Origin of the sequence: Acinetobacter sp. MYb10 (genome assembly GCF_002980175.2) — a bacterium.
GTDB lineage: Bacteria > Pseudomonadota > Gammaproteobacteria > Pseudomonadales > Moraxellaceae > Acinetobacter > Acinetobacter guillouiae.
In genome coordinates, this window is sequence record NZ_CP058272.1 from 2,366,824 (window position 1) to 2,393,323 (window position 26,500).

The 26,500-nt window shown below is 39.5% G+C and carries 17 protein-coding genes, 2 tRNA genes and 3 rRNA genes; 10 read left to right on the plus strand and 12 right to left on the minus strand.

All coding sequences use genetic code 11. The features are described from left to right. Positions 1-27: 27 nt before the first annotated feature. Together tatC and CQZ96_RS10970 are read left to right on the plus strand one after the other, a co-directional pair. Positions 28-762, plus strand: a complete 735-nt coding sequence (gene tatC / locus CQZ96_RS10965; RefSeq protein WP_374759598.1) for a twin-arginine translocase subunit TatC — start codon at positions 28-30, stop codon at positions 760-762. 581 nt (positions 763-1,343) lie between these two features. Beyond that, positions 1,344-3,509 (plus strand): PhoX family protein, encoded by a 2,166-nt coding sequence (locus CQZ96_RS10970; protein ID WP_105713378.1) that lies wholly within the window; start codon positions 1,344-1,346, stop codon positions 3,507-3,509. 52 nt (positions 3,510-3,561) lie between these two features. Here the strand turns inward: CQZ96_RS10970 and CQZ96_RS10975 are convergent, their stop codons facing one another. Continuing rightward, complete coding sequence (locus CQZ96_RS10975; RefSeq protein ID WP_105713379.1) at positions 3,562-4,344, minus strand: NRDE family protein; 783 nt, start codon at positions 4,342-4,344, stop codon at positions 3,562-3,564. Between the two features lie 94 nt (positions 4,345-4,438). Here CQZ96_RS10975 and lgt point away from each other — a divergent pair, with 94 nt between their 5' ends. From lgt to CQZ96_RS10990, 3 genes are all read left to right on the plus strand, one after another. Further along, positions 4,439-5,257 carry a prolipoprotein diacylglyceryl transferase gene (gene lgt / locus CQZ96_RS10980; protein WP_105713380.1) on the plus strand — a complete coding sequence of 273 codons (819 nt, stop codon included), beginning with the start codon at positions 4,439-4,441 and terminating at the stop codon, positions 5,255-5,257. A gap of 86 nt (positions 5,258-5,343) precedes the next feature. After that, positions 5,344-5,730: a hypothetical protein gene (locus CQZ96_RS10985; protein WP_105713381.1), complete on the plus strand. Its 387-nt coding sequence runs from the start codon at positions 5,344-5,346 to the stop codon at positions 5,728-5,730. Then, positions 5,730-6,101, plus strand: a complete 372-nt coding sequence (locus CQZ96_RS10990; protein WP_105713382.1) for a hypothetical protein — start codon at positions 5,730-5,732, stop codon at positions 6,099-6,101. The genes CQZ96_RS10985 and CQZ96_RS10990 overlap by 1 nt, the downstream gene beginning before the upstream one ends. 108 nt (positions 6,102-6,209) lie before the next feature. Here CQZ96_RS10990 and CQZ96_RS10995 read toward each other — a convergent pair whose 3' ends face one another. Both CQZ96_RS10995 and CQZ96_RS11000 read right to left on the minus strand, forming a co-directional pair. Then, a complete protein-coding gene (locus CQZ96_RS10995) occupies positions 6,210-6,737 on the minus strand; it encodes a hypothetical protein (protein ID WP_004726489.1) in 528 nt (175 codons plus the stop codon). Between the two features lie 407 nt (positions 6,738-7,144). Next, positions 7,145-7,942, minus strand: coding sequence for a YwqG family protein (locus CQZ96_RS11000; protein WP_105713383.1), 798 nt, complete (start codon positions 7,940-7,942; stop codon positions 7,145-7,147). A 174-nt stretch (positions 7,943-8,116) separates the two neighbouring features. On the opposite strand from CQZ96_RS11000, the gene thyA reads away from it, so the two are divergent. The 4 genes from thyA to CQZ96_RS11020 all read left to right on the plus strand — a co-directional run bounded on the left by thyA (position 8,117) and on the right by CQZ96_RS11020 (position 11,162). Continuing rightward, positions 8,117-8,959: a thymidylate synthase gene (thyA, locus tag CQZ96_RS11005; RefSeq protein ID WP_105713384.1), complete on the plus strand. Its 843-nt coding sequence runs from the start codon at positions 8,117-8,119 to the stop codon at positions 8,957-8,959. Between the two features lie 79 nt (positions 8,960-9,038). Beyond that, a complete protein-coding gene (locus CQZ96_RS11010) occupies positions 9,039-9,551 on the plus strand; it encodes a dihydrofolate reductase (RefSeq protein WP_105713385.1) in 513 nt (170 codons plus the stop codon). Positions 9,552-9,582: 31 nt separating this feature from the next. After that, on the plus strand, positions 9,583-10,644 hold the full coding sequence (locus tag CQZ96_RS11015; protein ID WP_105713386.1) for a DUF4105 domain-containing protein: 1,062 nt from the start codon (positions 9,583-9,585) through the stop codon (positions 10,642-10,644). Positions 10,645-10,721: 77 nt separating this feature from the next. After that, positions 10,722-11,162 (plus strand): META domain-containing protein, encoded by a 441-nt coding sequence (locus CQZ96_RS11020; protein ID WP_105713387.1) that lies wholly within the window; start codon positions 10,722-10,724, stop codon positions 11,160-11,162. Positions 11,163-11,512: 350 nt separating this feature from the next. Here the strand turns inward: CQZ96_RS11020 and CQZ96_RS11025 are convergent, their stop codons facing one another. After that, on the minus strand, positions 11,513-16,000 hold the full coding sequence (locus tag CQZ96_RS11025; RefSeq protein ID WP_105713388.1) for a hypothetical protein: 4,488 nt from the start codon (positions 15,998-16,000) through the stop codon (positions 11,513-11,515). 210 nt (positions 16,001-16,210) lie between these two features. Between CQZ96_RS11025 and CQZ96_RS11030 the strand changes: the two genes are divergently transcribed. Continuing rightward, positions 16,211-17,584: a dihydrolipoyl dehydrogenase gene (locus CQZ96_RS11030; protein WP_105713389.1), complete on the plus strand. Its 1,374-nt coding sequence runs from the start codon at positions 16,211-16,213 to the stop codon at positions 17,582-17,584. A gap of 136 nt (positions 17,585-17,720) precedes the next feature. Here CQZ96_RS11030 and rrf read toward each other — a convergent pair. From rrf to CQZ96_RS11070, 8 genes are all read right to left on the minus strand, one after another. Further along, positions 17,721-17,835, minus strand: a 5S ribosomal RNA gene (gene rrf, locus CQZ96_RS11035). A gap of 167 nt (positions 17,836-18,002) precedes the next feature. Continuing rightward, positions 18,003-20,893, minus strand: a 23S ribosomal RNA gene (locus CQZ96_RS11040). A gap of 337 nt (positions 20,894-21,230) precedes the next feature. Further along, positions 21,231-21,306 (minus strand) — tRNA-Ala (locus tag CQZ96_RS11045). Between the two features lie 44 nt (positions 21,307-21,350). Then, positions 21,351-21,427, minus strand: a tRNA-Ile gene (locus CQZ96_RS11050). A 59-nt stretch (positions 21,428-21,486) separates the two neighbouring features. Further along, positions 21,487-23,025 (minus strand): 16S ribosomal RNA (locus CQZ96_RS11055). The 16S, 23S and 5S rRNA genes sit together here with 2 tRNA genes alongside, the layout of an rRNA operon. Before the next feature lie 471 nt (positions 23,026-23,496). Beyond that, entirely contained in the window at positions 23,497-24,582 is a 1,086-nt protein-coding gene (locus CQZ96_RS11060; protein ID WP_105713950.1) for a DUF6670 family protein, read from the minus strand. Between the two features lie 26 nt (positions 24,583-24,608). After that, positions 24,609-25,436 (minus strand): CDP-diacylglycerol--serine O-phosphatidyltransferase, encoded by an 828-nt coding sequence (gene pssA, locus CQZ96_RS11065; protein ID WP_105713951.1) that lies wholly within the window; start codon positions 25,434-25,436, stop codon positions 24,609-24,611. Positions 25,437-25,600: 164 nt separating this feature from the next. Next, positions 25,601-26,458 carry a 23S rRNA (adenine(2030)-N(6))-methyltransferase RlmJ gene (locus tag CQZ96_RS11070; RefSeq protein ID WP_004717951.1) on the minus strand — a complete coding sequence of 286 codons (858 nt, stop codon included), beginning with the start codon at positions 26,456-26,458 and terminating at the stop codon, positions 25,601-25,603. Positions 26,459-26,500 lie beyond the last annotated feature (42 nt).

Genomic DNA, 26,500 nt, shown 5'->3' on the forward strand with positions numbered 1-26,500 from the left:
CAAGTACATGATGCCTCGTCTACCGAGATGCCGGCTTTAGATGCAATGCCGATTACTCAACACCTGATGGTATTACGTAAGCATTTATTTAAAATTGTTGGCGCACTCATCGTTATATTTTTTTGTTTATTGCCATTTGCCAATAAGACCTATATTGCATTATCAGAACCACTCAGAAAACAATTACCTGCAACCTCAACCATGATTGCAACTGATGTTACAGCAACATTCATGGCACCGTTTAAGTTAAACTTCTTTATTGCGCTGATGTTGGCGATGCCCTTTATCATCTATCAACTTTGGGCTTTTATTAAACCTGCATTATACGAAAAAGAAAAAAATCTAGCATTTCCGTTGCTGTTTGGCAGTATTGTGCTGTTTTATTCAGGGATCGCTTTTGCTTACTTTATTGCATTGCCATCCATCCTGCATTTCTTTATCAGTGTTTCACCAGAAACCGTCGCGCCAATGACGGATATCAATAGTTATTTAAGCTTCTGCCTAAAATTATTCTTGGTCTTTGGCGTAACCTTTGAAATCCCGATCATTACTTTAGTGTTAATTTTAGTTGGTTTCGTCACCACTAAAACATTGGCTGAAAAGCGCCGCTTTATCGTGGTGGGATGTTTCTTCGTATCTATGTTTATTACCCCACCAGATGCAATTTCAATGATCATGCTCGCAATTCCAATGTGGATGCTATTTGAGCTGGGTTTATTGCTGGGTAAAGTAATTGAAAAACGTAAAACTGTAGATGCTTAAGTATCAAAATAAAAAAGCTTTTTAATATTTAAATGACTTCTTTTGAGGTCATTTTTTATTTTAAGAATGTTAAATTCTTTTTAAAAACAATTATAAAAACAAGTCTATCGCTTAATCTTCTACCCTTTTATTCAAATACATTAGATCTATTTCACAAGTCGAAAGTGATCAGGTTGAGTGAATTATATTGTGATTAAAAGTCCCTTCTCCCCTCGGGAGAAGGTTAGGATGAAGGGGATTTTATGTTGATCTATGCTTTTAATAAGCGCTTAGAAAAGAAGCCTATTATTAAAATCTCTTTATGAAACATCTCTATTAAAAAACAACTACAAGTTAATCCTGTTGATTCAATTCACCAAGCACATATCATGCTCAAATCAGTCATATCTCAATGTTTATAGAAATTGAACAGCACAGTAATTATCTAAATACAAATATGACAATCCTATTACTTTCTTAAAATAAGATTAAATTTAACCAATATTAAATATAAGAGTAAGAGATCTTACACATTTGTTCTGTATGTTTTTAAGCTGAATCAAAATCACATTTAATCAAGACTTAAAGCCAAAGGGAATCGTATGACAGACCTCACGCCATATCATGAAAATCAAGAGTTAGATAACAATACTTCGAATAACACACATTTCCGTGACATTTTAGAACAACGGATTTCTCGTCGTAGTTTAATTACAAAAACAGCAAGTGGTGCAGCTGCTCTCGCTTTAGCATCGAGCCTAGTCGGCTGTAATGACGACGATGACAATAATTCAACACCAACCACGACCGTTAAAAAACCAGAAAAATTCACCTTTAACCCTGTTGCAAAAAACCTCAATGACATCGTCACTGTTCCTGCTGGTTATGAAGCAAATGTGCTTTATGCTTTAGGTGATCCATTAACGCAAACGATCCCTGACTGGGATGATAACAATGTTCCTTCAGGGGTCAGCTTTACAGCACGTTCAGGCGATTGTCATGATGGTATGAGCTATTTTGGCTTAAATTCCAATAGCTCTAAATATGATGCGAAAGCCTCAAACCGTGGCTTATTGGTCATGAACCATGAATACATTAATCAAACCTTCTTACATCCTAAAGGTGCAACAAAAGTAAATGGCCGTCGCCCAGAAGATGAAGTGATTCGTGAAGTTAATGCACATGGTGTCTCCGTCATTGAATTAAAAAAAGATGCAACCACACAAAAAGTAGAGATTGTAAAAAGCTCTCCATTTAATCGCCGTATTACAGCGTCAACGGTCATGGACTTTGCAGGCACAGTTGCAGGTTCCGATTTGGTAAAAACCAAATACTCAAGCTCAGCAAAGCAAACACGTGGCACACATAATAACTGTGGTAATGGTTATACGCCTTGGGGAACTTACCTCACCACAGAAGAAAACTTTATTGGATACTTTGTGCGTAATAAAGGTGACGATGCAAAACGTAGTGCGGCTGAAATCATCGCACTGAATCGCTATGGTTTAAAAGATGGTGCCAGCTCACGTTATGGCTGGGAAACTGCGATTGGGGCAATCGAGAGCCAAGACTTATATGACCGTTGGAACTCTTCAATTACCGCTGACTCAGCAGACAAAGATTATCGCAACGGCGCAAATACCTTTGGTTGGATTGTTGAAATCGATCCGTTCGATAGTCGTTCAAACCCCGTTAAACGTACATCTTTAGGTCGCTTTGCACATGAAGACTGTCGTTCAAGTCGCTTAATCGAAGGGGAAAATCTGGCCTTCTATATGGGCGATGACTCACGTGGCGAATATATCTACAAATTTGTATCTGATGCGAAGTGGGATGCAAAAGATGTGAATGGTGGCTATCGCGCTGGCGATAAATATATGAACAGTGGCAAGTTATATGTTGCGCAGTTCAATAATGATGGTACAGGTAAATGGATTGAATTGGCATACGGTAAAAATGGTTTAAATGATAGCAATACAGTCTATCCTTTTAGATCTCAAGCCGATGTCACTACTTTTGCACGTTTAGCCGGTGATTCGGTCAAAGCCACCAAAATGGATCGTCCAGAATGGGTTGCGGTGAACCCAGAGAATGGTGAAGTCTATGTCACCCTGACAAATAACTCGAACCGTGGTACAGCACATGCATTAGATGCTGCAAATCCACGAAACTATAGCGACCCAGAAGGCGGTAAAGGCAATGTAAATGGTCACATTATCCGCTTCCATGAAAAAGATAATAAAACCACTGCTGAAAGTTTTACTTGGGACATCTATCTCTTTGGTGCTGAAGCAAAAATGGCCAGTAACATCAACTTATCTGGGTTAAATGATAACAATGATTTATCTTCACCAGATGGTATGTGGTTCGATCCACGTGGTGTACTTTGGATTCAAACGGATGATGGTGCTTATACAGATACCACCAATTGTATGATGCTTGCTGCACTCCCTGGTAAAGTCGGTGATGGCGCAAAAGCAATATCATCTGCTGGGCAAGAAACGATCGTGGGTAAACAAGTCACTGATGAAAACCTGCGTCGCTTCCTAACAGGCCCAAAACAATGTGAAATCACGGGTGTCACCATGACACCCGACTACAAAGCCATTTTTATCAATGTTCAGCATCCTGGTGAAGACTCACCTAGCTTTGATAAGCCATCAAGTAACTGGCCTGCCTCACAAAAAGATCCAAGCAATAAGACCGCTCGCCCGCGCTCTGCAACTGTCGTCATTACTCGTAAAGATGGCGGTGTAATTGCTGGCTAATCAACTAAATTTATTGTTTTAAAGCCATAGTGATGAAAGTTGCTATGGCTTTTTATTTTTCAATAGCGCGCTTAATCTCTACTAACTCGCCCATATGTTCACCTTGTTGCGTTTTTTCGACCCAATCAATCTGAGTGTGACTTATGGTTAAGAAGTTGGAACAGCGTGTCCCATAAATTGGACTTTGAATAAATGTTGAAGACAACAAAGCTTCCATCTCAGGATTAATTCCAGTATTGGGCAGTAAATCAGGAATAATTTTACGTTCATCTTCTAAAATATCCCAAACAGCGAATTGTAGATCTTGTTCAGAGATAGAAGGAACTTGCAGCATGGGTAAAAATTCTTGGGTAAAGCGTTTACGTAAATGCTTGGTTTTTTCCCAATCGTCTGACATCAAGCCATTTGAAACGACAAATACACCTTGGGATAATACTTGAGGGGCTTCACCACGATTACTCATATAAACGGCTTGCTGTTGATCACCCACAAATAAGTTAAAACCTGCATAATCTCTTTGCCGCTTTTCCAGTGTTTGTGCAAAACGAATCGGTGTTTGATCTGACTCTAAAAAAGCTTGAATCAAATAGCCTCGTGTAGTCGGATAAGTTTGTTTATCAGCACCATCACGATAATTGGTAATCACTGCCCAACGTCCCTGTGGTGTGACCCCCATCCATGTCCCGCCGGATTGCAAATCTTGCCCTGCAATAATCGGACTGTTCGACCATGACTGTAATTGAGTGCTTGGACGATGGTAGAATTCGTCACGATTTGAAATTAAACAAACAGGTAAATCATCCAAAACTTGCCAAGCCAATGCCACAATACACATAAAATACATTCCATGAAGTTTACACATTGAATGTACAACATTTTTAATATGTTTCAGCTAAAATCTGTGCAAAATAGAAAATCAAGGATTAGGAATGCTCACCTACCCGAATATTGACCCAATTGCGATATCACTGGGTCCACTCAACGTCCATTGGTATGGACTGATGTATCTCTTGGCATTTTTATGTGCTTGGGGAATTGCTACTTATCGCGCTAAACAACGTGCTGACTGGAACTCTGAAATGGTTTCAGATCTGGTGTTCTTTGGCGCACTTGGAGTTGTGCTCGGTGGTCGTGTTGGTTATGTCTTATTTTACGAGTTTGGCAAATTTTTAGCAGATCCTATCTGGCTATTTAAAGTCTGGACTGGTGGTATGAGTTTCCACGGGGGCTTCCTTGGTGTAATGATCGCCATGCTTTTGTGGTGTCATAAATATAAGAAAACTTGGTTTGAAACCCTGGACTTCATTGCACCCTGTGTACCGACGGGCTTGATGTTTGGTCGAATTGGAAACTTCATCGGTGGTGAATTATATGGTCGTCAAGTTTCTGACCCTAACTTTGCGCTAGGTATGATCTTCCCGACTGATCCACTACATTTGGTTCGTCATCCATCTCAGCTCTATCAAGCGCTGTGTGAAGGACTGCTGCTGTTCCTTATTCTATGGTTCTATAGTGCTAAACCACGCCCACGTTATGCCGTATCTGCAATCTTTCTAATGGGTTATGGCTGTGCTCGATTCTTTATGGAATTCTTCCGTGAACCTGATGCTGATCAAGGTTATATCCTGTTCGGCTGGATGACCAAAGGTCAAATCCTCTCATTCCCAATGATTCTGATTGGATTGTGGTTGATTTGGTACGCTTACCAAAAGAAAATTTTTGACTGGGGTCCACAAAAAAATACTTAAACCTTATGGGCTAAGTTTAAAAAGGTGAAGCTAAGCTTCACCTTTTTTATGCTAAATTATCATTATCCAATTTAAACGAAATCACTATGCTTGAATTTTGGTTTGATTCTAAAGTCTCGGTTGCAAAGAAGCTCATTTTTCTTATTTTATTGGCACTGGTTACTATTGGACTATATTGGTACCAGCCTCTAACCCCTGATAATATTTTACTTTTTGCAGGTACAGGTATTATTTTTCTGATTTGTCGATACTGTAAGGTTCATTTTGCAGCTCAACGTCCAACAGGATTTCTTTATCGTTTATTGACCTGGATTCCACTGGCTTTAGTTTTGGCATTGGTTTTTAAAAACATGAACAATGGTGAAATTTTAATCCCAGGCGCTCAAGGTATTGGCTTTATGGCCCTAGCGGTTTGTATTTTTTCACCACTCTCCCTACTCAATAAAAACTCATCTGAACAAGTATCTAAATAATGTTAGATTTTTGGTATTCAGCGCGCTGTAGCCGTGAAATGAAAGTGATCATCTCAATCTTAACCTGTGTGATAATTTATTATTGCGCCACGATTGAGAAGTTAAGTCCAACGTTTACCGTGATATGTTTAGCAATTGGAATCTCTACACATTTATTAAGAATACTGGGGCTAAAAATTGCTCAACATAATGTCTATGCTCAAGGTTTTAAAATTTTATTTTCAATCTACCCATTGCTTGCACTTATGCTTTTAATGGCTTTTTTACCCGCACAACATAAAATATTGACCTCGATTCAAGCGGTTGGCTTTGCTGCATTGGGTCTATTTATCATGTCAATTTATCAAAATCGCGCAAAACGTTTTGACTAAAGGTGTTGTAGTAAAAAAGCATAGTAATAAAAAAGGAAGCCTTTCATTCCAAAAGCTTCCTTTTTTATCTTTTAATCCGTAATAGATTAAATGCTTTTGACTGTGAAACTAAGCAGCTAGACGATAATATTCATAGGTTACATTTGGGTCTTTATACACATCGTAACTACGTTGTCTAAAATCAGAAACCCATTGAGAACCTGTAAATCCAGCAATATGACCATAACGATGACGACTAGTACTGTTGATGATATAAATATCACCTTCTTGAGGATTATCGAAGTCAGGACGGATTTGCTTATAACCAATCTCAGTTAAAGTCGAACCCCAATCTGAAGCGGCAACAGGATGATCAGAAAAACGCGCACCGGCTGATTCAAGCGCTATACGCACATATCTTGCACAACGATGTGCAGTAGTACTACGTGACATACTGACAAGTTTTTCAGTAAATTTGCTAATATCGATTAAGCTTTCTTTCTTAAATGCTTCAGTTTGATTTTTAAAAGTTTCAAATGCTTTATTTTTTAAGTATTCATCTGGTCGAAAATTATTATTTTGATTTTCCGATCGAATCTGAATATGAACCGTGGGATTCACGTATTCATTCATATTAACATTGTGGTCGTAAATCATGCATTGTCCTCAAACTGCCCTTTTGAATTGATTCAAACCACCTTGTTTAAACCAATAACAACTTTTCACAAGCCATGAATAGTAATCAGCAATTCTTAAAATGTAGACTTAAAACATGTAAAAAAATATGTAAGTGTTAATAAATCTCATTTGTAATGCCTCAAGCTACTGAAACTGCTGACATTACACAATTCATCATCTGGGTTTGTTTGTTTAAAAATTAATCAATAAAAGTTTGCTCGGCCGTATCATTAAAATATTTTCTTAATCTAATCAACACATTAAACTGTCAATTGAGTCACACTTTTGTTTTATGAATTCAGCAAAATCGTATGCCAAAGAAAGATTTTTTCAATAAAAAGCTGACGTTATCAACATCAGCTTTTTAGAAATTATGCCGTCGGTGCTTAATAACAATCCCAGTTATACACCACTTTAGAGAAATCTCTTTTTTCAAGATCATCAGGATGAATAAAGAAGTTCCCTACACCTGAGTCGCCCCACATGATCTCAATACCTTCAGCTTCACCTGTATCAATCTGCAACAGCAAAATATAATCTTGAATAGATTCATTGTATTCACGCGGATCAGATTGAGTAAAAAATGGATATCCCCCTAAACGATGACCGCTTGCAGAAAAAACTTCACTGTACTCATCACAAAACTCTTCCTCATCTTCTCTTTCATAAGGGTCTGTGACTTTTTGAGCAAAATCAAAATTATTCATATCAATATAGCTTTCAGCCTTCTCAAACTGAATCGCAGACTGCCCTGCGATAGGACTATAAATATCGTCCTCAGCAAAACTTGGAAAATCGCTTTGTAAAAGTGCAAGATCTTGCTCAATCTTGTCATAAAAAACCACGCGAAAGCCATCTTGCTTTTTTTGATCATCAAAATTGAGACCATATAAATCATCATGCGGATTGATAAAAAACTGTAAAATTCCAGATTTTGGATAATGTTGATTTTCTGGCACTTCTGCAAAATTGATCTGCGCCAATAATTGTAGGTCATCCCCTTCCGTGCTCTGCGGATATTGCTTACCTACAGGTAAATAAGGACTTCCCCCCACTTTGCTTTGCCAAATCTGTAAATCTTCAGTCGGCACTAATGATATTTCTATACTGTCTTTTTTTGTCGCAATAATTTGCGTTTTATATGGCTGTAAACATGCTGGGAGCTCATTCAAATTTATACTCATTTTCAAATACTCTTAGTTTTAGCTGTTAGATGGATGCAAAACAGAAAATAATCTAGCTTAAAAAGAAACTCAGATTAGTATAAACTCTGAAGCTATTCAGAAACATTACGAATGGGTAATCATGCGACATAATCTGTCATTTATGTCGTATAGACGCCCCAAATTGGACACTATATGAAAGCGTATTTAGACCTTCTACAACATATCCTAGACGATGGCGGTGACAAAGGTGATCGTACTGGTACAGGTACTCGTTCTGTATTTGGTCATCAAATGCGTTTTGACTTGTCAAAAGGGTTTCCGTTACTAACCACTAAAAAAGTTCATTTCCGCTCAATTGTGATTGAACTGCTGTGGTTCCTAAAAGGCGACACCAATGTTCAATACCTAAAAGACAATAAAGTTTCGATTTGGGATGAATGGTCTACCGCTGAGCAGACTGCCCGTTTTGGACGCCCTGAAGGGGAATTGGGCCCAGTCTATGGTCATCAATGGCGTAACTTTGGCGCAACGCAAAAAGACAATGGTTTGTTTGAAAATGATGGTTTTGACCAAATCAGTTGGTTGGTCAATGAAATCAAGACCAATCCAAACTCACGTCGTTTGATTGTGTCTGGCTGGAACCCAAATGAAGCAGGTAAAGTTGCCTTACCGCCATGCCACACTTTATTCCAATTTTTTGTTCAGTATGGAAAGTTGTCTTGCCAACTTTATCAACGTAGTGCAGATGTTTTCTTAGGGGTGCCATTTAATATTGCCAGCTATGCTCTACTGACTCATATGGTTGCTCAAGTTTGTGGTTTAGGCGTAGGTGATTTTGTCTGGACTGGCGGTGATACACATTTATATGTTAACCATTTTGAACAAGCAAAACTTCAGTTAACACGTGAGCCCTTACCACTGTGCCAACTCAAGTTAAATCCTGAAATTAAGGATATTTTTGACTTTAAATTTGAAGATATTGAAATTACAGGTTATGAGTCACATCCTGCAATTAAAGCACCTGTAGCTGTTTAAATATTTTAATTCAGTCTTTCCTTATTCCCTCCTTGCAATAGGAGGGAAAATTTTCCAATGGATAATAAGCGAATTCATTATGACATTTAAAAACTTTGAAATTGTGCATGTCGTTGCAATGGATCAACAACGCTGCATTGGTAAAGCGAACGATCTTCCATGGCATATTTCAGCAGACCTTAAGCACTTCAAAGAAATCACCCAAGGTGGTGTTGTGGTGATGGGACGTAAAACGCTTGAATCGATGGGACGTGCATTACCTAAACGTGTCAATTGGGTAATTACCCGTGATCAGGATTGGAGTTTTGCTGGGGTTAAAACGGCCCATAGTATAGATGCTGCTTTGGAACAAGCGATTCCTGATGTATTGGCATCAGAAAAACCTGCCAGTATCTTTATCATTGGTGGTGGTGAAATTTTTAAACAAACCATGCACATTGCCGATCGTTTAGAGCTCACCCACATTGAGCTCGATGTACAAGGTGATGCGTATTATCCAGAAATTCCAACGGAATTTAAAAAAGTTGCGAGTGAGTCACATGTTGATGACAAAACAGCTATTGCTTTTGAGTTTGCAACATACCGAAAATAGCACTGAACTTTATGAACAAAAATAGTGGCTTATGGATAGCTTAAAAACAAGATCAATACTGCATACACTTGGAATGGGAATAATCCATTCCTTGTTTAGCTTATTTGTGGTATTGAGCAGCCTGTGGTTTTGTTTCGCGATTTGGATTCAACACCCCTTAGGAAAAGTTTTCAGCTATATCATCATCCCTATTTGGATTATTTTTGCACTGAGTATTCTTGGAATCTATTTTACTAAAAATATATTTAGCCGAAAAACTGACAGTCTGATCTATATCATCGCCTTTATTGTCAGCTTAATCTGGTACTTTAATATTCCTGCACAGCAAAATCGTCAATGGAGTCCAGAAGTTTCCAGAATTTTTACTTATGAGCATCAAGGTAATCTTGTCACGATTCATAATGTCCGCAACTTTAATTGGCACTCCCCTGATCAATATGACGAACGCTGGGAAACCAGAAGCTACAACTTAGATGAGATTACAGGCGTCAATATCATCACCTCTTATTGGATGGGACCACAGATTGCCCATACCTTGGTCAGCTTTGATTTTTTAAATCAACGTCCACTTGTTTTTTCCATCGAAATCCGGAAAGAAAAAAATGAAAACTTTTCTGCAATTGGTGGTTTTTTTAGACAGTTTGAGCTAAGCCTAATCGCTGCAGATGAAAAAGATATTGTTTATACACGAAGTAATATTCGAGGTGAACAGGTTTATTTTTTCCCGATTCAATTACCGAAAGCAGAGACCAAAGCATTATTTGAAGAATATCTTTTGAAATCTTCCGCTTTAGCAGAACATCCAAAGTGGTACAACACCCTAACCAGTAACTGTACAACTTTGGTTTTTGATATGGTTCAGGCGATTTCCCCTGAAAAATTACCAACAGATTATCGCTTATTGGCTTCAGGTTATTTACCCAATTATCTTTATGATTTGGGTGCATTAAATCATCAATGGTCAATCAAAGAATGGTATAAAAAAGCACATATCAATCCAAGAACGGCTGAATATGCTCAGTTTAAATATCAAAATAGCGATAACTTTTCTAAAGTGATTCGTTTTGGTTTACCTGAAGACCATACTCAATAATGTATAACTTTAGTCAGCCCGTCTTTATGGTTTAACTCAATTTTGTTTATATAATGATTAAAATTAGGAGAATACGCATGTTTAAATCCATAATCGCAACCACATTCATCACAGCAACGCTCTTGTTTTCTGGATGTGCATCTACACCAAGTGCCGATCAACAAAGCCAAAATTTAAGTTTGTTGCAAAACAAAAATTGGACACTTACGCATATTGGTGCAACAGAATATAAAGCAACGTCAAATGCTCACAACGTACCAAGTATTCAATTTGGTTCAGATTTACGGGTAAGTGGTGCAGATGGTTGTAATCGCATTATGGGTGCCTATGCGATCAAAGGACAACACTTAACCTTAGGACAACTCGGCTCTACTCGTATGTATTGTCAGGACACTATGAAACTTGCGGCTGACTATACTGAAGCACTTAATAAGGTGAAAGGTTATCAAGTCTATGACAAAACGTTAAAGTTAGTAGATCAATATGGCAATCGTGTTTTGCAATTTACAACGCCATAACATCACCGAATCACTTATTTGTATACTCCTGTTTAAAAGCTTAAAATTTTAGGCTTTTAAACCCCTCCAATTATAAAATCCAATACCAACAGTGAAATCGAATAAAAATTTTTAACTCAATCAATGAAAGACAATAATTTTACTACACACGCCGTCTTATCAATGGGATTAGAATAACAACAACTTAAAGTTTGGATATTTCTATGAAAGTTATTGGCCTTATCTTGATCTCATGTCTACTTTTATCTGCATGTAGTTCAATGAATGTAAGACCTACGGTTGGGGTAAGTATGGGAACATCTGTTAAATAAAAAAACAGCGCCGAAGCGCTGTTTTTTGATCAATAAAAATTATGGGCATGTAATCGTATTAATACCATAAGGACTGTTTAAATTTGGTCCGTATGTCCCATCAGTACTGTAATCAGTAGTTACTGAAGATAATCCTAAATTATACGTCGTTCTAAATGGTAGGGTTGCAACTTGTGAAGATGCACCTATTTGAATGTTAAGCCATTGTGCATAAATCTTCGGATAACGAATCACAAAATCAAATTTCCCTTCAGCATCTGTTGTATATGTTGCCGTTGCCCCTTGACCTAAGAATGTTGGTACTTTAACAGGGATATTGTTGACTTCACTATTGGTAATCGCGCTATATGGTGAACTTACTGCACATCCACGTAATGGATTCACTATCGTTGATACAATATAATCATCTGTTGTATCTGCTGGCGTTCCATTGTTATTCATCACTGCACCATTGGAATCAATATAATTATTTGGATTATCTAAATAATAATTATCACCAGGTCCAACCCATTTTGCTTTTGGATTAGATCCAGCAATAGGTGCTAAGGCCCAGATAAAGCGACCTTTTAAATAGCTTGTTGGATTTATATCCATTTCCACTTTTTGATTGGCTAATGGCTTACCATCGAAGTCCACAACGCTAACCGAAAGGTTTCTTGTATAGTACACACCATCAGTCGAAGTACCTGTTTCTGTAGGATTAACACCGATGACAATAGATGCAATAGGATTCTGTACTGCTGATTGTATAACATCAATACGTGAGATTTGAGTTGCGTCTAAATACCCAGCTTCACTGAATGTTGCTGTTAAATTTAAATCGTCACTATCAAATGCCGCAGCAGTATATGCCGCATTACGAGCATTCTCATCAATCTTAACTTTAAATATGGCTTGTCCATTTTGGTCTGTAGTAAGTCCAGATGCACCAACAATAATTGTACCATTTTGAAGAAAATCATTAATGCTCAGGTTTACATATTTATTTGCAACACCACCACCACTTTGATCTACTAATGTTACTTTCACATCAGCCAAATCATTGCGTACATTTAGAGTAGCTTTATTTGATTCGATTCGTAAGTTATAACGCGCAGGTTGAGGTGCTGTTGGTGAAGGTTTAAATGCAGTTAAACGATAAATCTGTATTGTTAAGGCGCCATTTGTATTGGTATTACTTGCTGTGAGTTCAATACCACTTGCCAACAATAAATCTGCATCCGCAGTATTACCATCGACTTCTACAGAGAAGAAAGCATTTCCTGTTGAATCTGTTTTTACTGTCTGTGGTTTACTTGTATTTGTTGGATGTCCATCACCAGGTGTACCAATAATTAATGTTGCAGAATTATTCGCAGCTAAAGTTACCTCTTCATCTTTAACAGGCAAACCATTATTATCCAGCAATTGCACTGTAACAATTGTTTTATCACCAGAAACACTTAAACTGGATTTAGAAGAGCCTATAGTTAAATGATTTGGATTAACAGCTTCAAAAACACTGAACTCTAACGTAGATACAACATCAACACCTTTTGGATTTTTTATCGTACCTTTGATTTGAATTGCCTTAGAACCCAAATCAATTAATGCTTGCTTAGCAGCACTTGGAATGTCTTTTGGAATCACAATTGTTATTGGCGTCTGACCATTTGCAGCAGTTACTAATGAATCATTACTTAATCGAATTCCAGCATCATAAGCTTCTTTATTTAAAGCTAAGTTAACTGGATAGCCTGTATTCGCACCTAATTCATCTTTTACTGCAACTTGAACTTGATAACTCTTACCAAATTCTAATTCTTTTTTATCAGCAGTTAAACGAAGGTTTACAGAATCTTGAGGAATAGCAACTTGAATAGTACCCGTCTGCTGGATACGATCACCATTGTTAAGGTTGGTTCCAACTACAGCAAAAGTAATACCATTCTTAATTAAGTTTGCATCATATAAACCTTCTGAAACTTTAATCGTAAACTCTGCTTCCCCTTTACTATTCGTCGTAACAGTAGCATCTGACAAAGACACTCTTGAACCTGCTAGACTTGATAAAGCAATCGCAACTGGAGTATTCGGAATAATTGTTCCATTCTCATCTTTGGCAATTACTTTAACGCGTACTTCACCGCCTAAGACCGAAACGGTTTGGACATCATAGCTGAGATTTAATGCATCTAAATTTGGAATTGAAACCGCAGGTTTAGCAATTTCAATCTTACGTGTCACTGTATAAACCGAACCATCTTTACGTAGCCCCTTAATCGCAACAGTAATACCATTTGCAATTAAATTTGTTAACTCTGTACTATTACTCGCTTTTACCTTTAGATTAAATGTTACTTTGCCTTGAGCATTAGTCACCATTGTCGTTGTGGTATTTGTATCAAAACTAACACCATTATTGATCGAGGCCTCATTAAGTCCTATTGACACTTTTTGATTCGGTAAAATTTCACCATTGGTACCCATCGCATCTACTGTTACAGTAATAGGTTTTTCTTGATTTGTATCTAAAACCAAACTACCTGTAGGCACACCAACTTTCAAATAATCTAAATCAACTTCACCTTGTATTACTGGCGGTTTAAAATTGAGATTCACTGTACTTGCTGCAGCAGTACCATTGACTGATTTCGCAATTAGTCCTACCCCATTTTTCACCAATTCTGGCTGAGTTAGATTATCGATATCTGCTTTATATTGATAGGTAAATGTAGCATAGCCTGTTCCATCTGTAAGTGCTTCTGCAGGGCTGGTTAAGGTCAAGCCTAAGTTTTGTAGTTCTGGAACTGAATAAGCTTTACTAAAGCCTAGATTAATAGTCTCTCCTTTTAATGGGCTACCTTTTATACCTATAGCTTTAACTTTAACAACAATAGTCTGATCCTTCGTGTAATCATAAGCTGCATTAATTGGATCTATTGAAAGATAACTTAACGCTTCCTCAGACTTTGCTCCATCTTTTACGGCTATTTTAATACTGTTCGTTACACTATTATCCGCCGTAAATGTTGCTGTAATTCCTGACTTTACTAAAGCTTCAATCGCTTCTGAAGTCATCGCATTTGTTTTTATAGTGAATCGGACATAACCATTAGCATCAAATGTTTGCTCTGCATTTGCCGTACCATCTCCTGCAATAAACGAAACACCATTGGAATTAGCCTCTGAATTTAAACCCAGCTTTACTTTACCTTGAGTTGCTGCTTCACCTTTATTATTAATTCCTTTAACTCTAATCGTAACCGAATCGTTTTTTGCATTAATTTGATATGAGGAATCGATTTCAAGACGTTGAAGTCCAAGCTGGTTGGATGCACCAGTATCTGCAGTCGTTACTTTAACCGTTGATGTCGCAAAGATATCAGCAGATTCACTATATGCTGCTTTTAAATTAATACCTTGTTGAGATAATGCGATTGGATAAGACGATGCAGATTTAAGTGTAAATGTCGCGTAACCTTTGGCGTCCGTCATCACTTCTGGTTGATCAATCGTTACACCATATGCCTCACTCTTATCAGTAAAAGATAATTTTACTTTTCTACTAGTGAGAAGCTTTCCATCACTATTCTTTGCAACAACGATTACTTTCGTTGTTCCACCTTGAGCAACAATAGGGTTATCTTCAGTAACTATTTCTAATTTTTGAACAATTTGAGTAACATCTTTAAATGTAATTGATGCGTTAGCTTTGCTTTCAGCTTTAAACTCATCTACTAATTTAAAATCTAAATTTGCAGAAGTTGAAGCCAATTTAGCAATATCATCTGCTGTTAAATCGCTATTTGCAACAATTGTAAAAGTAGCATTACCAGAACTATCAGTAATTAAACTTGAACCTGTTGAAATAGAGAATTTACCTTGCATTTCAGCAGGTAAGGCTAAAGAGACTGTTTGATTCTGCTTTACGCCACCATTTTTATCAGTCACTTGAGCAGTTATAGAAGCTGTGCCTTTTGGTAGATTAAGCACAACTCCCTGTTGGATTTTAAGGTTATATTCACTTTGAATTGTACTTGTTTTTTTAATATTCAGTGTATAAGTCTGTTTAATTGTGGTTCCATCTACAATTGCAGTCAGTTGTACTTTGCCAGAAGCAGCATTCATTGCAGGAATATTTAGTTCAAATACTGCGAGACCATCATCCCCTGTAGTCACTTGTGAACTCTTACTCGTTACACCCAGATTTTCACTATCTGCAATCGACAAATTGATCAATTTAGCCGCTACACCACCTTTATCACTGTTCAAAGCTTGAACTGAGACTAAAATTTTAGAATTATCATAAACAACTTCAATTGGCTTAGCATCTGCACTTTGTAGAGTCACTCCCAAGCTTTCCACAACTTTTTTAGGGTCTGTGGTTGAACCATTTCCATCAGTCCCACCGCCTGTTCCTCCTGTATTTTTATTATCATCTCCATAATAACCTCCTCCACCTCCACCGCAAGCAACTAAAGCCAATGAAGAAGCAAGAACTGTCGCTTTTACCCCAATTTCTTTTAAACTTGTTAAATAAGTCATAATTTGTTCCGTTTTATTTAGTATAAATTTGCCCTAAAAATACTTTTATGGCTTTTACACGAAATGTACTCAAATCTACAATTTTTTTCAATCGAATACTTGTGATATGTTGAAAAAATATAATTTGACAACATTCCAAGTGTAGGTATTAGACAGTATTTCTTAAATATTGATTTAAAATACTTTGATATCATAGAATTAGGAGCAGAAATGTACGACATCATCATCATTGGCGCAGGAACAGCGGGTATTAGTGCATATAAAGAAGCAATCAAATATACATCTAACATACTGATTATCAATAAAGGTCCATGGGATACAACCTGTGTGCGTGTTGGTTGTATGCCAAGTAAAGTTCTCATTTCAACTGCAAATCGAATGTATGACATTCAAAATGCCAATGAAGTCGCTTTAGAGGTAAAAGCAGAAATCGATACACGTCAAGTTATGCAACATGTCAGAGATTTACGTGACCGCTTTGCCCGCGCGACGCTTAAAGATGTAGAAAGTTGGGAAACTGCGCATAAAATTGATGGCGAAGCTAAATTTGTAAATGCAAATACTGTTGAGGTCGATGGAAAACATTATCAATCTAAATCATTTATTCTTGCTGTAGGTTCAACGCCGACCTATAACCAAGATTGGAAAAATAAAATAGGCAATAAACTGATTACTTCAGATGAAGTATTTGAGCTTGAAACACTGCCTAAGTCTATTGCCGTGATCGGCAGTGGTGTGATTGCAATTGAATTAGCTCAAGCGATGCACCGCTTAGGTGTAACTACGACTGTTTTTGCAAGAAGCAAAAAAGTGGGGGTGCTTAGTAGCCCTAATTTACAAGAAATCGCTCAAGCGGAATTATCTAAAGAACTGAATATTAAATTTGAAATTTTACCTGATTCAATCCAAGATCTTGAAAATGGTGTTGAAATATCATTTATCGAAAATAATGAATCTAAATCCATACAGGTTGACTATATTTTAAATGCGACTGGTCGTGCTACAAACTTATCAACCTTGTCCCTCGAAAACATTGATCAGACATTCTCAGATTTAAAACAATTACTGGTTCATCACACCACTAAACAATTGGCTGATTTCCCAATATTTATTATTGGTGATGCTTTTACTCAAACACCTTTACAACATGAGGCTGCGAATGAAGGAAGAAATGTCGTTTCAAGTTGTTTAAATTTTCCCAATATTCAGCATTTAAATAACCTATCCCCTTTAGGTATCGTGTTCTGTAGTCCTGAAATGGGGATTGCTGGGCAAAACTTTGCCACGTTGTCAAAATCAGACACAACATTTATTACAGGTTTTGCCTCTTATGAAAAGCAAGGTCGTGCATTGGTTTTAGGTAAAAATAAAGGTGCTGTTGAAGTTTATGTAGATCAGCAAAGCAGAAAACTCTTAGGTGCTGAACTTTTTGTTGAGTCTGCCGAACATATGACCCACTTACTCTCTTGGATCATTGCAGAACAGCTGACAATTGATGAGATATTAGCAAAACCTTTTTATCATCCAACCTTGGAAGAAGGCTTAAGAACGGCATTAAAACATGCCCGAAGACAGCTTAAATAACGTTTTTACCTATCAAATTAAGCTCTATTTTAAAGAATAGAGCTTTTATTTTGCTTCTTAATTTCTTATCTTTTTCTTTCATATGGGCATAAAAAAACACCCCGCTCTCTAGAGACCGGGGTGTTTTAGATTTAAAAGCTGGCGATGACTTACTCTCACATGGGTAACCCCACACTACCATCAGCGCTAAGAGGTTTCACTTCTGAGTTCGGGAAGGGATCAGGTGGTTCACTCTTGCTATTGTCGCCAGCAAACTGTTATGGACTTGTTCGGGTCTTATTTAAATGCCTTACTTCGTACCAAATGAGTTTAACAGAACATTTGAGTTGGGTATTGTAACTAGCTTTTCAACTAAATCAAGTATGTTTGATCTTTTATGAATCAAATGATGCTTCATATACAACTGCTTGGGTGTTGTATAGTCAAGCCTCACGAGCAATTAGTATTGGTCAGCTTCATGCGTCACCGCACTTCCACATCCAACCTATCAACGTCGTAGTCTTCAACGGCTCTTTAGAGGACATAAAGTCCTAGGGAAATCTTATCTTGAGGTAGGCTTCCCGCTTAGATGCTTTCAGCGGTTATCCCTTCCGAACATAGCTACCCGGCGATGCGACTGGCGTCACAACCGGTACACCAGAGGTTCGTCCACTCTGGTCCTCTCGTACTAGGAGCAGATCCTCTCAAATTTCCAACGCCCACGGTAGATAGGGACCGAACTGTCTCACGACGTTCTAAACCCAGCTCGCGTACCTCTTTAAATGGCGAACAGCCATACCCTTGGGACCTGCTTCAGCCCCAGGATGAGATGAGCCGACATCGAGGTGCCAAACACCGCCGTCGATATGAACTCTTGGGCGGTATCAGCCTGTTATCCCCAGAGTACCTTTTATCCGTTGAGCGATGGCCCTTCCATACAGAACCACCGGATCACTAAGACCTACTTTCGTACCTGCTCGACTTGTGGGTCTCGCAGTTAAGCGCGCTTTTGCCTTTATACTCTACGCGTGATTTCCGACCACGCTGAGCGCACCTTCGTACTCCTCCGTTACTCTTTAGGAGGAGACCGCCCCAGTCAAACTACCCACCAGACATGGTCCTCGTCCCGGATAACGGGACAGAGTTAGAACCTCAATATTACCAGGGTGGTATTTCAAGGATGGCTCCATAGCAACTGGCGTCACTACTTCAAAGCCTCCCACCTATCCTACACAAGTAAGATCAAAGTTCAATGTCAAGCTGCAGTAAAGGTTCACGGGGTCTTTCCGTCTAGCCGCGGGTACACCGCATCTTCACGGCGATTTCGATTTCACTGAGCCTCTGCTGGAGACAGCGCCCCCATCATTATGCCATTCGTGCAGGTCGGAACTTACCCGACAAGGAATTTCGCTACCTTAGGACCGTTATAGTTACGGCCGCCGTTTACTGGGGCTTCGATCAAGAGCTTCGCTTACGCTAACCCCATCAATTAACCTTCCAGCACCGGGCAGGCATCACACCCTATACGTCCACTTTCGTGTTTGCAGAGTGCTATGTTTTTAATAAACAGTTGCAGGGGCCTGGTTTCTGTGGCTGCCAATAGCTCAAGGAGCAAGTCCTATCACCGTCAGCAGCGTACCTTCTCCCGAAGTTACGGTACCATTTTGCCTAGTTCCTTCAGCAGAGTTCTCTCAAGCGCTTTGGTCTACTCGACCTGACCACCTGTGTCGGTTTAGGGTACGATTCCTGTGTAACTGAAGCTTAGAGACTTTTCCTGGAAGCATAGTATCAGCCACTTCGCTAGTAAACTAGCTTGCTATCAGCTCTCAGCATAGAGCACCCCGGATTTGCCTAAGATGCATGCCTACTGCCTTTCACCTGGACAACCAACGCCAGGCTGACTTAACTTTCTCCGTCCTCTCATCGCATTACACAGAAGTATTGGAATATTAACCAATTTCCCATCGACTACGCCTCTCGGCCTCGCCTTAGGGGTCGACTCACCCAGCCCCGATTAACGTTGGACTGGAACCCTTGGTCTTTCAGCGAACGGGTTTTTCACCCGTTTTGTCGTTACTCACGTCAGCATTCGCACTTCTGATACCTCCAGCATACTTCTCAATACACCTTCATCGGCTTACAGAACGCTCCCCTACCACGTATACATAGTATACATCCGCAGCTTCGGCATATAGTTTTAGCCCCGTTACATCTTCCGCGCAGGCCGACTCGACTAGTGAGCTATTACGCTTTCTTTAAAGGGTGGCTGCTTCTAAGCCAACCTCCTAGCTGTCTATGCCTTCCCACATCGTTTCCCACTTAACTATAATTTGGGGGCCTTAGCTGGCGGTCTGGATTGTTTTCCTCTTGACTACGGACGTTAGCACCCGCAGTCTGTCTCCCGGATAGTACTCATAGGTATTCGGAGTTTGCATCGGTTTGGTAAGTCGGGATGACCCCCTAGCCGAAACAGTGCTCTACCCCCTATGGTATTCGTCCGAGGCGCTACCTAAATAGCTTTCGGGGAGAACCAGCTATCACCGAGTTTGATTAGCCTTTCACCCCTATCCACAAGTCATCCCCTGGCTTTTCAACGACAGTGGGTTCGGTCCTCCAGTTAGTGTTACCCAACCTTCAACCTGCTCATGGATAGATCACCCGGTTTCGGGTCTATACCCAGCAACTAAACGCCCTATTAAGACTCGATTTCTCTACGGCTCCCCTATGCGGTTAACCTTGCTACTGAATATAAGTCGCTGACCCATTATACAAAAGGTACGCAGTCACCGAACAAGTCGGCTCCCACTGCTTGTATGCATGCGGTTTCAGGATCTATTTCACTCCCCTCACAGGGGTTCTTTTCGCCTTTCCCTCACGGTACTGGTTCACTATCGGTCAGTCAGGAGTATTTAGCCTTGGAGGATGGTCCCCCCATATTCAGACAAGGTTTCACGTGCCTCGCCCTACTCGTCATCATTATATGTGCCCTTTCGTGTACGGGACTATCACCCTCTACGGTAGCACTTCCCAGAGCTTTCCGCTAAAACACATATAACTTAATGGGCTGATCCCCGTTCGCTCGCCGCTACTGAGGGAATCTCAATTGATTTCTTTTCCTAAGGGTACTGAGATGTTTCACTTCCCCTCGTTCGCCTCGCATGACTATGTATTCATCATGCGATACCTACCTTATGGTAAGTGGGTTTCCCCATTCAGAAATCTCCGGATCACAGGATATTTGCCGCCTCCCCGAAGCTTATCGCAGGCTATTACGTCTTTCATCGCCTCTGACTGCCAAGGCATCCACCACATGCACTTAATTACTTGACTATACAACCCCAAACAGTCGTTAATCCCTACAAGGAGGATCAACAATGTGAACTTAATCACTTCTATTTGTTGCCTGTGAATTTAATCACTATACAGCTTCAATTTAATTCATATACCAAAACGCTTGATTCAGTTTTATCGCTAGTGCTCATTTCACTCAACATTAACAATTGCTTGCTAACATCAACTAAAACGAGTTTAAACAATTATTTCAACTCAAATATATTCTGTTAATGATTCACTACCGCCTCGTCAGCGAGTAGTTAACTGTGATAAATCACAGAACTTAATAAGCTATCAGCTTACTAAGTTCTGTAATCACTTAGTCTTTAATTAGTGGTGGAGACTAACGGAGTCGAACCGTTGACCTCCTGCGTGCAAAGCAGGCGCTCTACCAACTAAGCTAAGTCCCCAGCTTAAGATCTTAATATATCTGCTCTTCTGTGTTCAGTAGACTTGGTGGGTCTGACAAGACTTGAACTTGTGACCCCACGCTTATCAAGCGTGTGCTCTAACCAACTGAGCTACAGACCCTCAGATACATCAATGAAGAACAACTTGTTGTGGATTCTTACCAATCGTCAATCTTTCGTTAAGGAGGTGATCCAGCCGCAGGTTCCCCTACGGCTACCTTGTTACGACTTCACCCCAGTCATCGGCCACACCGTGGTAAGCGTCCTCCTTACGGTTAGACTACCTACTTCTGGTGCAACAAACTCCCATGGTGTGACGGGCGGTGTGTACAAGGCCCGGGAACGTATTCACCGCGGCATTCTGATCCGCGATTACTAGCGATTCCGACTTCATGGAGTCGAGTTGCAGACTCCAATCCGGACTACGATCGGCTTTTTGAGATTAGCATCCTATCGCTAGGTAGCAACCCTTTGTACCGACCATTGTAGCACGTGTGTAGCCCTGGTCGTAAGGGCCATGATGACTTGACGTCGTCCCCGCCTTCCTCCAGTTTGTCACTGGCAGTATCCTTAAAGTTCCCACCCGAAGTGCTGGCAAATAAGGAAAAGGGTTGCGCTCGTTGCGGGACTTAACCCAACATCTCACGACACGAGCTGACGACAGCCATGCAGCACCTGTATGTAAGTTCCCGAAGGCACCAATCCATCTCTGGAAAGTTCTTACTATGTCAAGACCAGGTAAGGTTCTTCGCGTTGCATCGAATTAAACCACATGCTCCACCGCTTGTGCGGGCCCCCGTCAATTCATTTGAGTTTTAGTCTTGCGACCGTACTCCCCAGGCGGTCTACTTATCGCGTTAGCTGCGCCACTAAAGCCTCAAAGGCCCCAACGGCTAGTAGACATCGTTTACGGCATGGACTACCAGGGTATCTAATCCTGTTTGCTCCCCATGCTTTCGTACCTCAGCGTCAGTATTAGGCCAGATGGCTGCCTTCGCCATCGGTATTCCTCCAGATCTCTACGCATTTCACCGCTACACCTGGAATTCTACCATCCTCTCCCATACTCTAGCTTCCCAGTATCGAATGCAATTCCCAAGTTAAGCTCGGGGATTTCACATCCGACTTAAAAAGCCGCCTACGCACGCTTTACGCCCAGTAAATCCGATTAACGCTCGCACCCTCTGTATTACCGCGGCTGCTGGCACAGAGTTAGCCGGTGCTTATTCTGCGAGTAACGTCCACTCATCTTGGGTATTAACCAAGAGAGCCTCCTCCTCGCTTAAAGTGCTTTACAACCATAAGGCCTTCTTCACACACGCGGCATGGCTGGATCAGGGTTCCCCCCATTGTCCAATATTCCCCACTGCTGCCTCCCGTAGGAGTCTGGGCCGTGTCTCAGTCCCAGTGTGGCGGATCATCCTCTCAGACCCGCTACAGATCGTCGCCTTGGTAGGCCTTTACCCCACCAACTAGCTAATCCGACTTAGGCTCATCTATTAACGCAAGGTCACAAGTGATCCCCTGCTTTCCCCCGTAGGGCGTATGCGGTATTAGCATCCCTTTCGAGATGTTGTCCCCCATTAATAGGCAGATTCCTAAGTATTACTCACCCGTCCGCCGCTAGGTCAATTACCGAAGCAATCTCCCCCGCTCGACTTGCATGTGTTAAGCCTGCCGCCAGCGTTCAATCTGAGCCATGATCAAACTCTTCAGTTAAAAATCATTAGTGACTTAAGGTCACAATTCTGGCTCATCAATGTACTGACAAATTCTCTCAAATAAACTTCGAGTAATTTAAACCAATCAATCAATGATAATATTTCGATCAATCAATCAGTAAAAATCCACACAAGTTGTTCTTCATATTCTCTTAATGATCTTCTCAATGCTTCGTCAGCATCAAGCTAGGTCGGCTATACTACTCTCTATCTCTAAAAAGTCAATCAATAATGTTAATTATTTTTTCTAACAAACCCAACTCTAATCTCATCTTAAAATCTCAATTCGAAATCTTAACAACTTAATCAAGTGCCTGATTTATCAGAAGTTTTATTTAACATCACCGCCAATGGATGTGCATTCTACAGCATTCCCTAACCAACACAACCCCTTTTTTTAATTATTTTTCATTTTATCTATCACTTGCTTATTTATTCTTCTAAATTGGCCTTATTTCTGTTTTTTGGTCTATTTTTTAAGCATGATCAGCACAGGACTGCTCGATTTATTTGATAATTTATTGTCTTTATCTATTTCCTGCCATTTTAAAGGGCGGCAATCTATATATTCACAGTAACCACCCTCACCTTGATAATATTCATCATTGAGATGTAGTTGATAAACAAAACTTCCAACATAACCCGCGGCTAAGCCAAATTTATAATCACCACGGCTTTGTGCTTGAATATCAATTTTGGTATTTTCATCTTGATATTGCCATTCAAACTCGCGTGGTAAATACATCTCCTGATGATTTACTGTTGTCACTTTAGGGAACACCCGATGAATATTGAAACAGACCTGTCGATCAAGCATTTTTGTTTCATTGTTTTGAATATCTCGAATATAGATACGTGAATGTAAAATATTATTCATCTGATCACGACTATGCATAAAAATAATCTGTAGATCATCATTCAATTGAATCAATTGATATGTATACAGCGCATAAGGCAGATAAGGAAAATTCACTGTTTTCATATATTCAAAAACAGCATTTTGTTCAATTTGGTAATTTTGATCTTTGTATTGAATTGTCCCTTTACAATGCGCAACCAAAGACCAGTGCTGTGCAAATCCAAATTTCAAATGAATAAAATGAGAAATTAAAGGTATTGTTGTAATGCTTAAATTCACACTCAATTCGTCATCTTGTCTTTGAATAGTAAAATCAGGAATTTTTCCAAACACTTTTTCTTTTTGACCAAATGTATAGGTCACATTGCTATTTTCATCAAGGTGAAATTGGCATTCATGCTGAATTGAGTATGAGTTTAATTGTCCCACCATATGGGGGCTGGAGCTGACCAGTAAGGTTGCTGTATCTAAAGCAGTTGTTGAGATTTCATTGTTATTGCAAAAAACAGGACTATTGGGCTGTCCAATCAAACTAAAAAAATTGAGGTAATGCAACGGCGCAGGTAAATTGGCAAGCACTAATTTTTGATGAATAATTTTATATCTGTCTTGTGGGGGATGACAGCAAAGTTCTATAGGCTTTTGAGCTTGATTCAGCTGTTTAGACTGATCTAAGAAATCTTGAAACAACCGCATATCAAGCCCCCTTACCTTTTTATCTTTTATTCAACAGTAGTCTTTCTCGCTAAGAATGTTGTCACAAAACCAGAAATCGCATAGATAATCGAAATGACTAAAATCCCTACAGGAATATTATAAGTGATTGCTGCAAGGATAAAAACTGCTATAGGCAACACAAAGAATGGAACACGTTTACGGTCTACTGTTTTAAAAGAATAATATTTAATATTTGATATCATCAACAAACCCACTGCAATGATAACAAATGCATTGGTCGCTTGAATCGCAACATCTTTTAAATCAAAAATATAGGTAAAATCTTGTCCAACCCATACCCATGCAATAATAATAATCGCTGCCAATGGGCTTGCCACACCGATGAAATAACGCTTATCGACCACACCAATTTGTACATTAAAGCGGGCTAAACGAAATGCAGCACACGCGGTATAAACAAAACAAGCAGCCAAGCCAATCCGCCCTAGATCATGCAAACTCCAGCTATACATCAAAATTGCTGGCGCAACACCAAATGCCAAGAGATCAGAAAGTGAATCGAATTGTTCACCAAAAGCACTTTGTGCACCAATTGCACGAGCAACACGACCATCTAAACCATCAAATAGTGCTGCAAGGAAAATCGCATAAACGGCTTGAGTGAAGTCACCATTCATACTGGCAATGATCGAGTAAAAGCCAGATAACAATGCAGATGTTGTAATCAGGTTAGGCCACAAATAGATTCCGCGACGTTTGACCTTCTGCCCTTCATGGGTATGCTCTTCTTCTTCCACTTCAAAAGTAATGCCATCAAATCCATGGTCTTGATTAGAAGAGTTTGGGCTTTCTGGTTTATTTATATTTGTCATTTTTTGAATCCTATCTATGGCTCTTATGGAGCTGTTGATATCTCACTTAAATATTTTATCACATTCATTTTTAAGTGAAATTGATGTGAATTACTCAATGTATTTCGTCTTAATTTGTAATTCACACCATCGTTCATGTTTCTGTTGATATCCAATCGAATGGATTATTCACCCACTAACCAGCGAACAGCAGCATGTCCACCATTTTCACTCATACGTAAATGTGGGAACAACCATTGTAATGCCTCATCAGCATCGTTAGAGAATTTCCAAGGTGGGTTAATCACCAACAAACCACAACCATTCAAGCCGACTGGTGTGTCATCTGGCCAAACACAAACTTCACAAACCAACTGACGGCGAATCCCTGTTTTCATCATTTTCTTTTCAAAACGATCAATCATGGCACGGTCTTTAATTGGATACCAAATGGCAAATACACCTGTTGGCCATTTTTTATGTGCGGTGGCAATCAACTCGACCAATTGCGGAAAGTCTTTACGTTCTAATTCATAAGGTGGATCGATCATCACCAAACCACGTTTTTCTTTTGGTGGAATAACCCCCAAAAGACCTTCATAAGCATCACGCTCATGTAAACCCGCACGTTTATCGCGAATATTAAAATACAATTGTTGAAACACATCACGCTGCATTTCAAAAATAGTCGCTTTATCAATATCACGCATGCCTTCAAGTGCAAACCACGGTGAACCTGGATAAGCGCCTTTACCTGAACCTGCACGCATATCTTCAACAATTTTAAGATATTGTTTTACACCTTCAGGCGCATTACGTTTAATCGACTCATCCAGCTTAACCAGACGATGAATACCGGTTAAGAATTCACCTGATTTTTGTGCTTCAGAAGTAGATAAATCGTATTTACCTGCACCACCATGTGTATCTATATAGCGATATGGTTTGTCTTTAGTATTTAGACGTGTCAAAAGTTGCAGCAATAACACATGTTTCATGACATCGGCAAAGTTGCCTGCATGGAAATGGTGACGGTAATTCATGTTTCGATTAATTCCTGAGTTCAATAATCATTTTAACACGAA

What these genes read in the sequence shown, in the direction of transcription:
- CQZ96_RS10975 (WP_105713379.1), bottom strand. Translation starts at nt 4,344, where the DNA reads ATGTGTATTGTGGCATTGGCTTGGCAAGTTTTGGATGATTTACCTGTT.
- CQZ96_RS11000 (WP_105713383.1), bottom strand. Translation starts at nt 7,942, where the DNA reads ATGAGTATAAATTTGAATGAGCTCCCAGCATGTTTACAGCCATATAAA.
- CQZ96_RS11030 (WP_105713389.1), top strand. Translation starts at nt 16,211, where the DNA reads ATGTACGACATCATCATCATTGGCGCAGGAACAGCGGGTATTAGTGCA.
- CQZ96_RS11010 (WP_105713385.1), top strand. Translation starts at nt 9,039, where the DNA reads ATGACATTTAAAAACTTTGAAATTGTGCATGTCGTTGCAATGGATCAA.
- thyA (WP_105713384.1), top strand. Translation starts at nt 8,117, where the DNA reads ATGAAAGCGTATTTAGACCTTCTACAACATATCCTAGACGATGGCGGT.
- lgt (WP_105713380.1), top strand. Translation starts at nt 4,439, where the DNA reads ATGCTCACCTACCCGAATATTGACCCAATTGCGATATCACTGGGTCCA.
- CQZ96_RS11020 (WP_105713387.1), top strand. Translation starts at nt 10,722, where the DNA reads ATGTTTAAATCCATAATCGCAACCACATTCATCACAGCAACGCTCTTG.
- CQZ96_RS11015 (WP_105713386.1), top strand. Translation starts at nt 9,583, where the DNA reads ATGGATAGCTTAAAAACAAGATCAATACTGCATACACTTGGAATGGGA.
- CQZ96_RS11025 (WP_105713388.1), bottom strand. Translation starts at nt 16,000, where the DNA reads ATGACTTATTTAACAAGTTTAAAAGAAATTGGGGTAAAAGCGACAGTT.
- tatC (WP_374759598.1), top strand. Translation starts at nt 28, where the DNA reads ATGCCGGCTTTAGATGCAATGCCGATTACTCAACACCTGATGGTATTA.
- CQZ96_RS10985 (WP_105713381.1), top strand. Translation starts at nt 5,344, where the DNA reads ATGCTTGAATTTTGGTTTGATTCTAAAGTCTCGGTTGCAAAGAAGCTC.
- CQZ96_RS10970 (WP_105713378.1), top strand. Translation starts at nt 1,344, where the DNA reads ATGACAGACCTCACGCCATATCATGAAAATCAAGAGTTAGATAACAAT.
- CQZ96_RS10995 (WP_004726489.1), bottom strand. Translation starts at nt 6,737, where the DNA reads ATGATTTACGACCACAATGTTAATATGAATGAATACGTGAATCCCACG.
- CQZ96_RS11070 (WP_004717951.1), bottom strand. Translation starts at nt 26,458, where the DNA reads ATGAATTACCGTCACCATTTCCATGCAGGCAACTTTGCCGATGTCATG.
- CQZ96_RS10990 (WP_105713382.1), top strand. Translation starts at nt 5,730, where the DNA reads ATGTTAGATTTTTGGTATTCAGCGCGCTGTAGCCGTGAAATGAAAGTG.
- pssA (WP_105713951.1), bottom strand. Translation starts at nt 25,436, where the DNA reads ATGACAAATATAAATAAACCAGAAAGCCCAAACTCTTCTAATCAAGAC.
- CQZ96_RS11060 (WP_105713950.1), bottom strand. Translation starts at nt 24,582, where the DNA reads ATGCGGTTGTTTCAAGATTTCTTAGATCAGTCTAAACAGCTGAATCAA.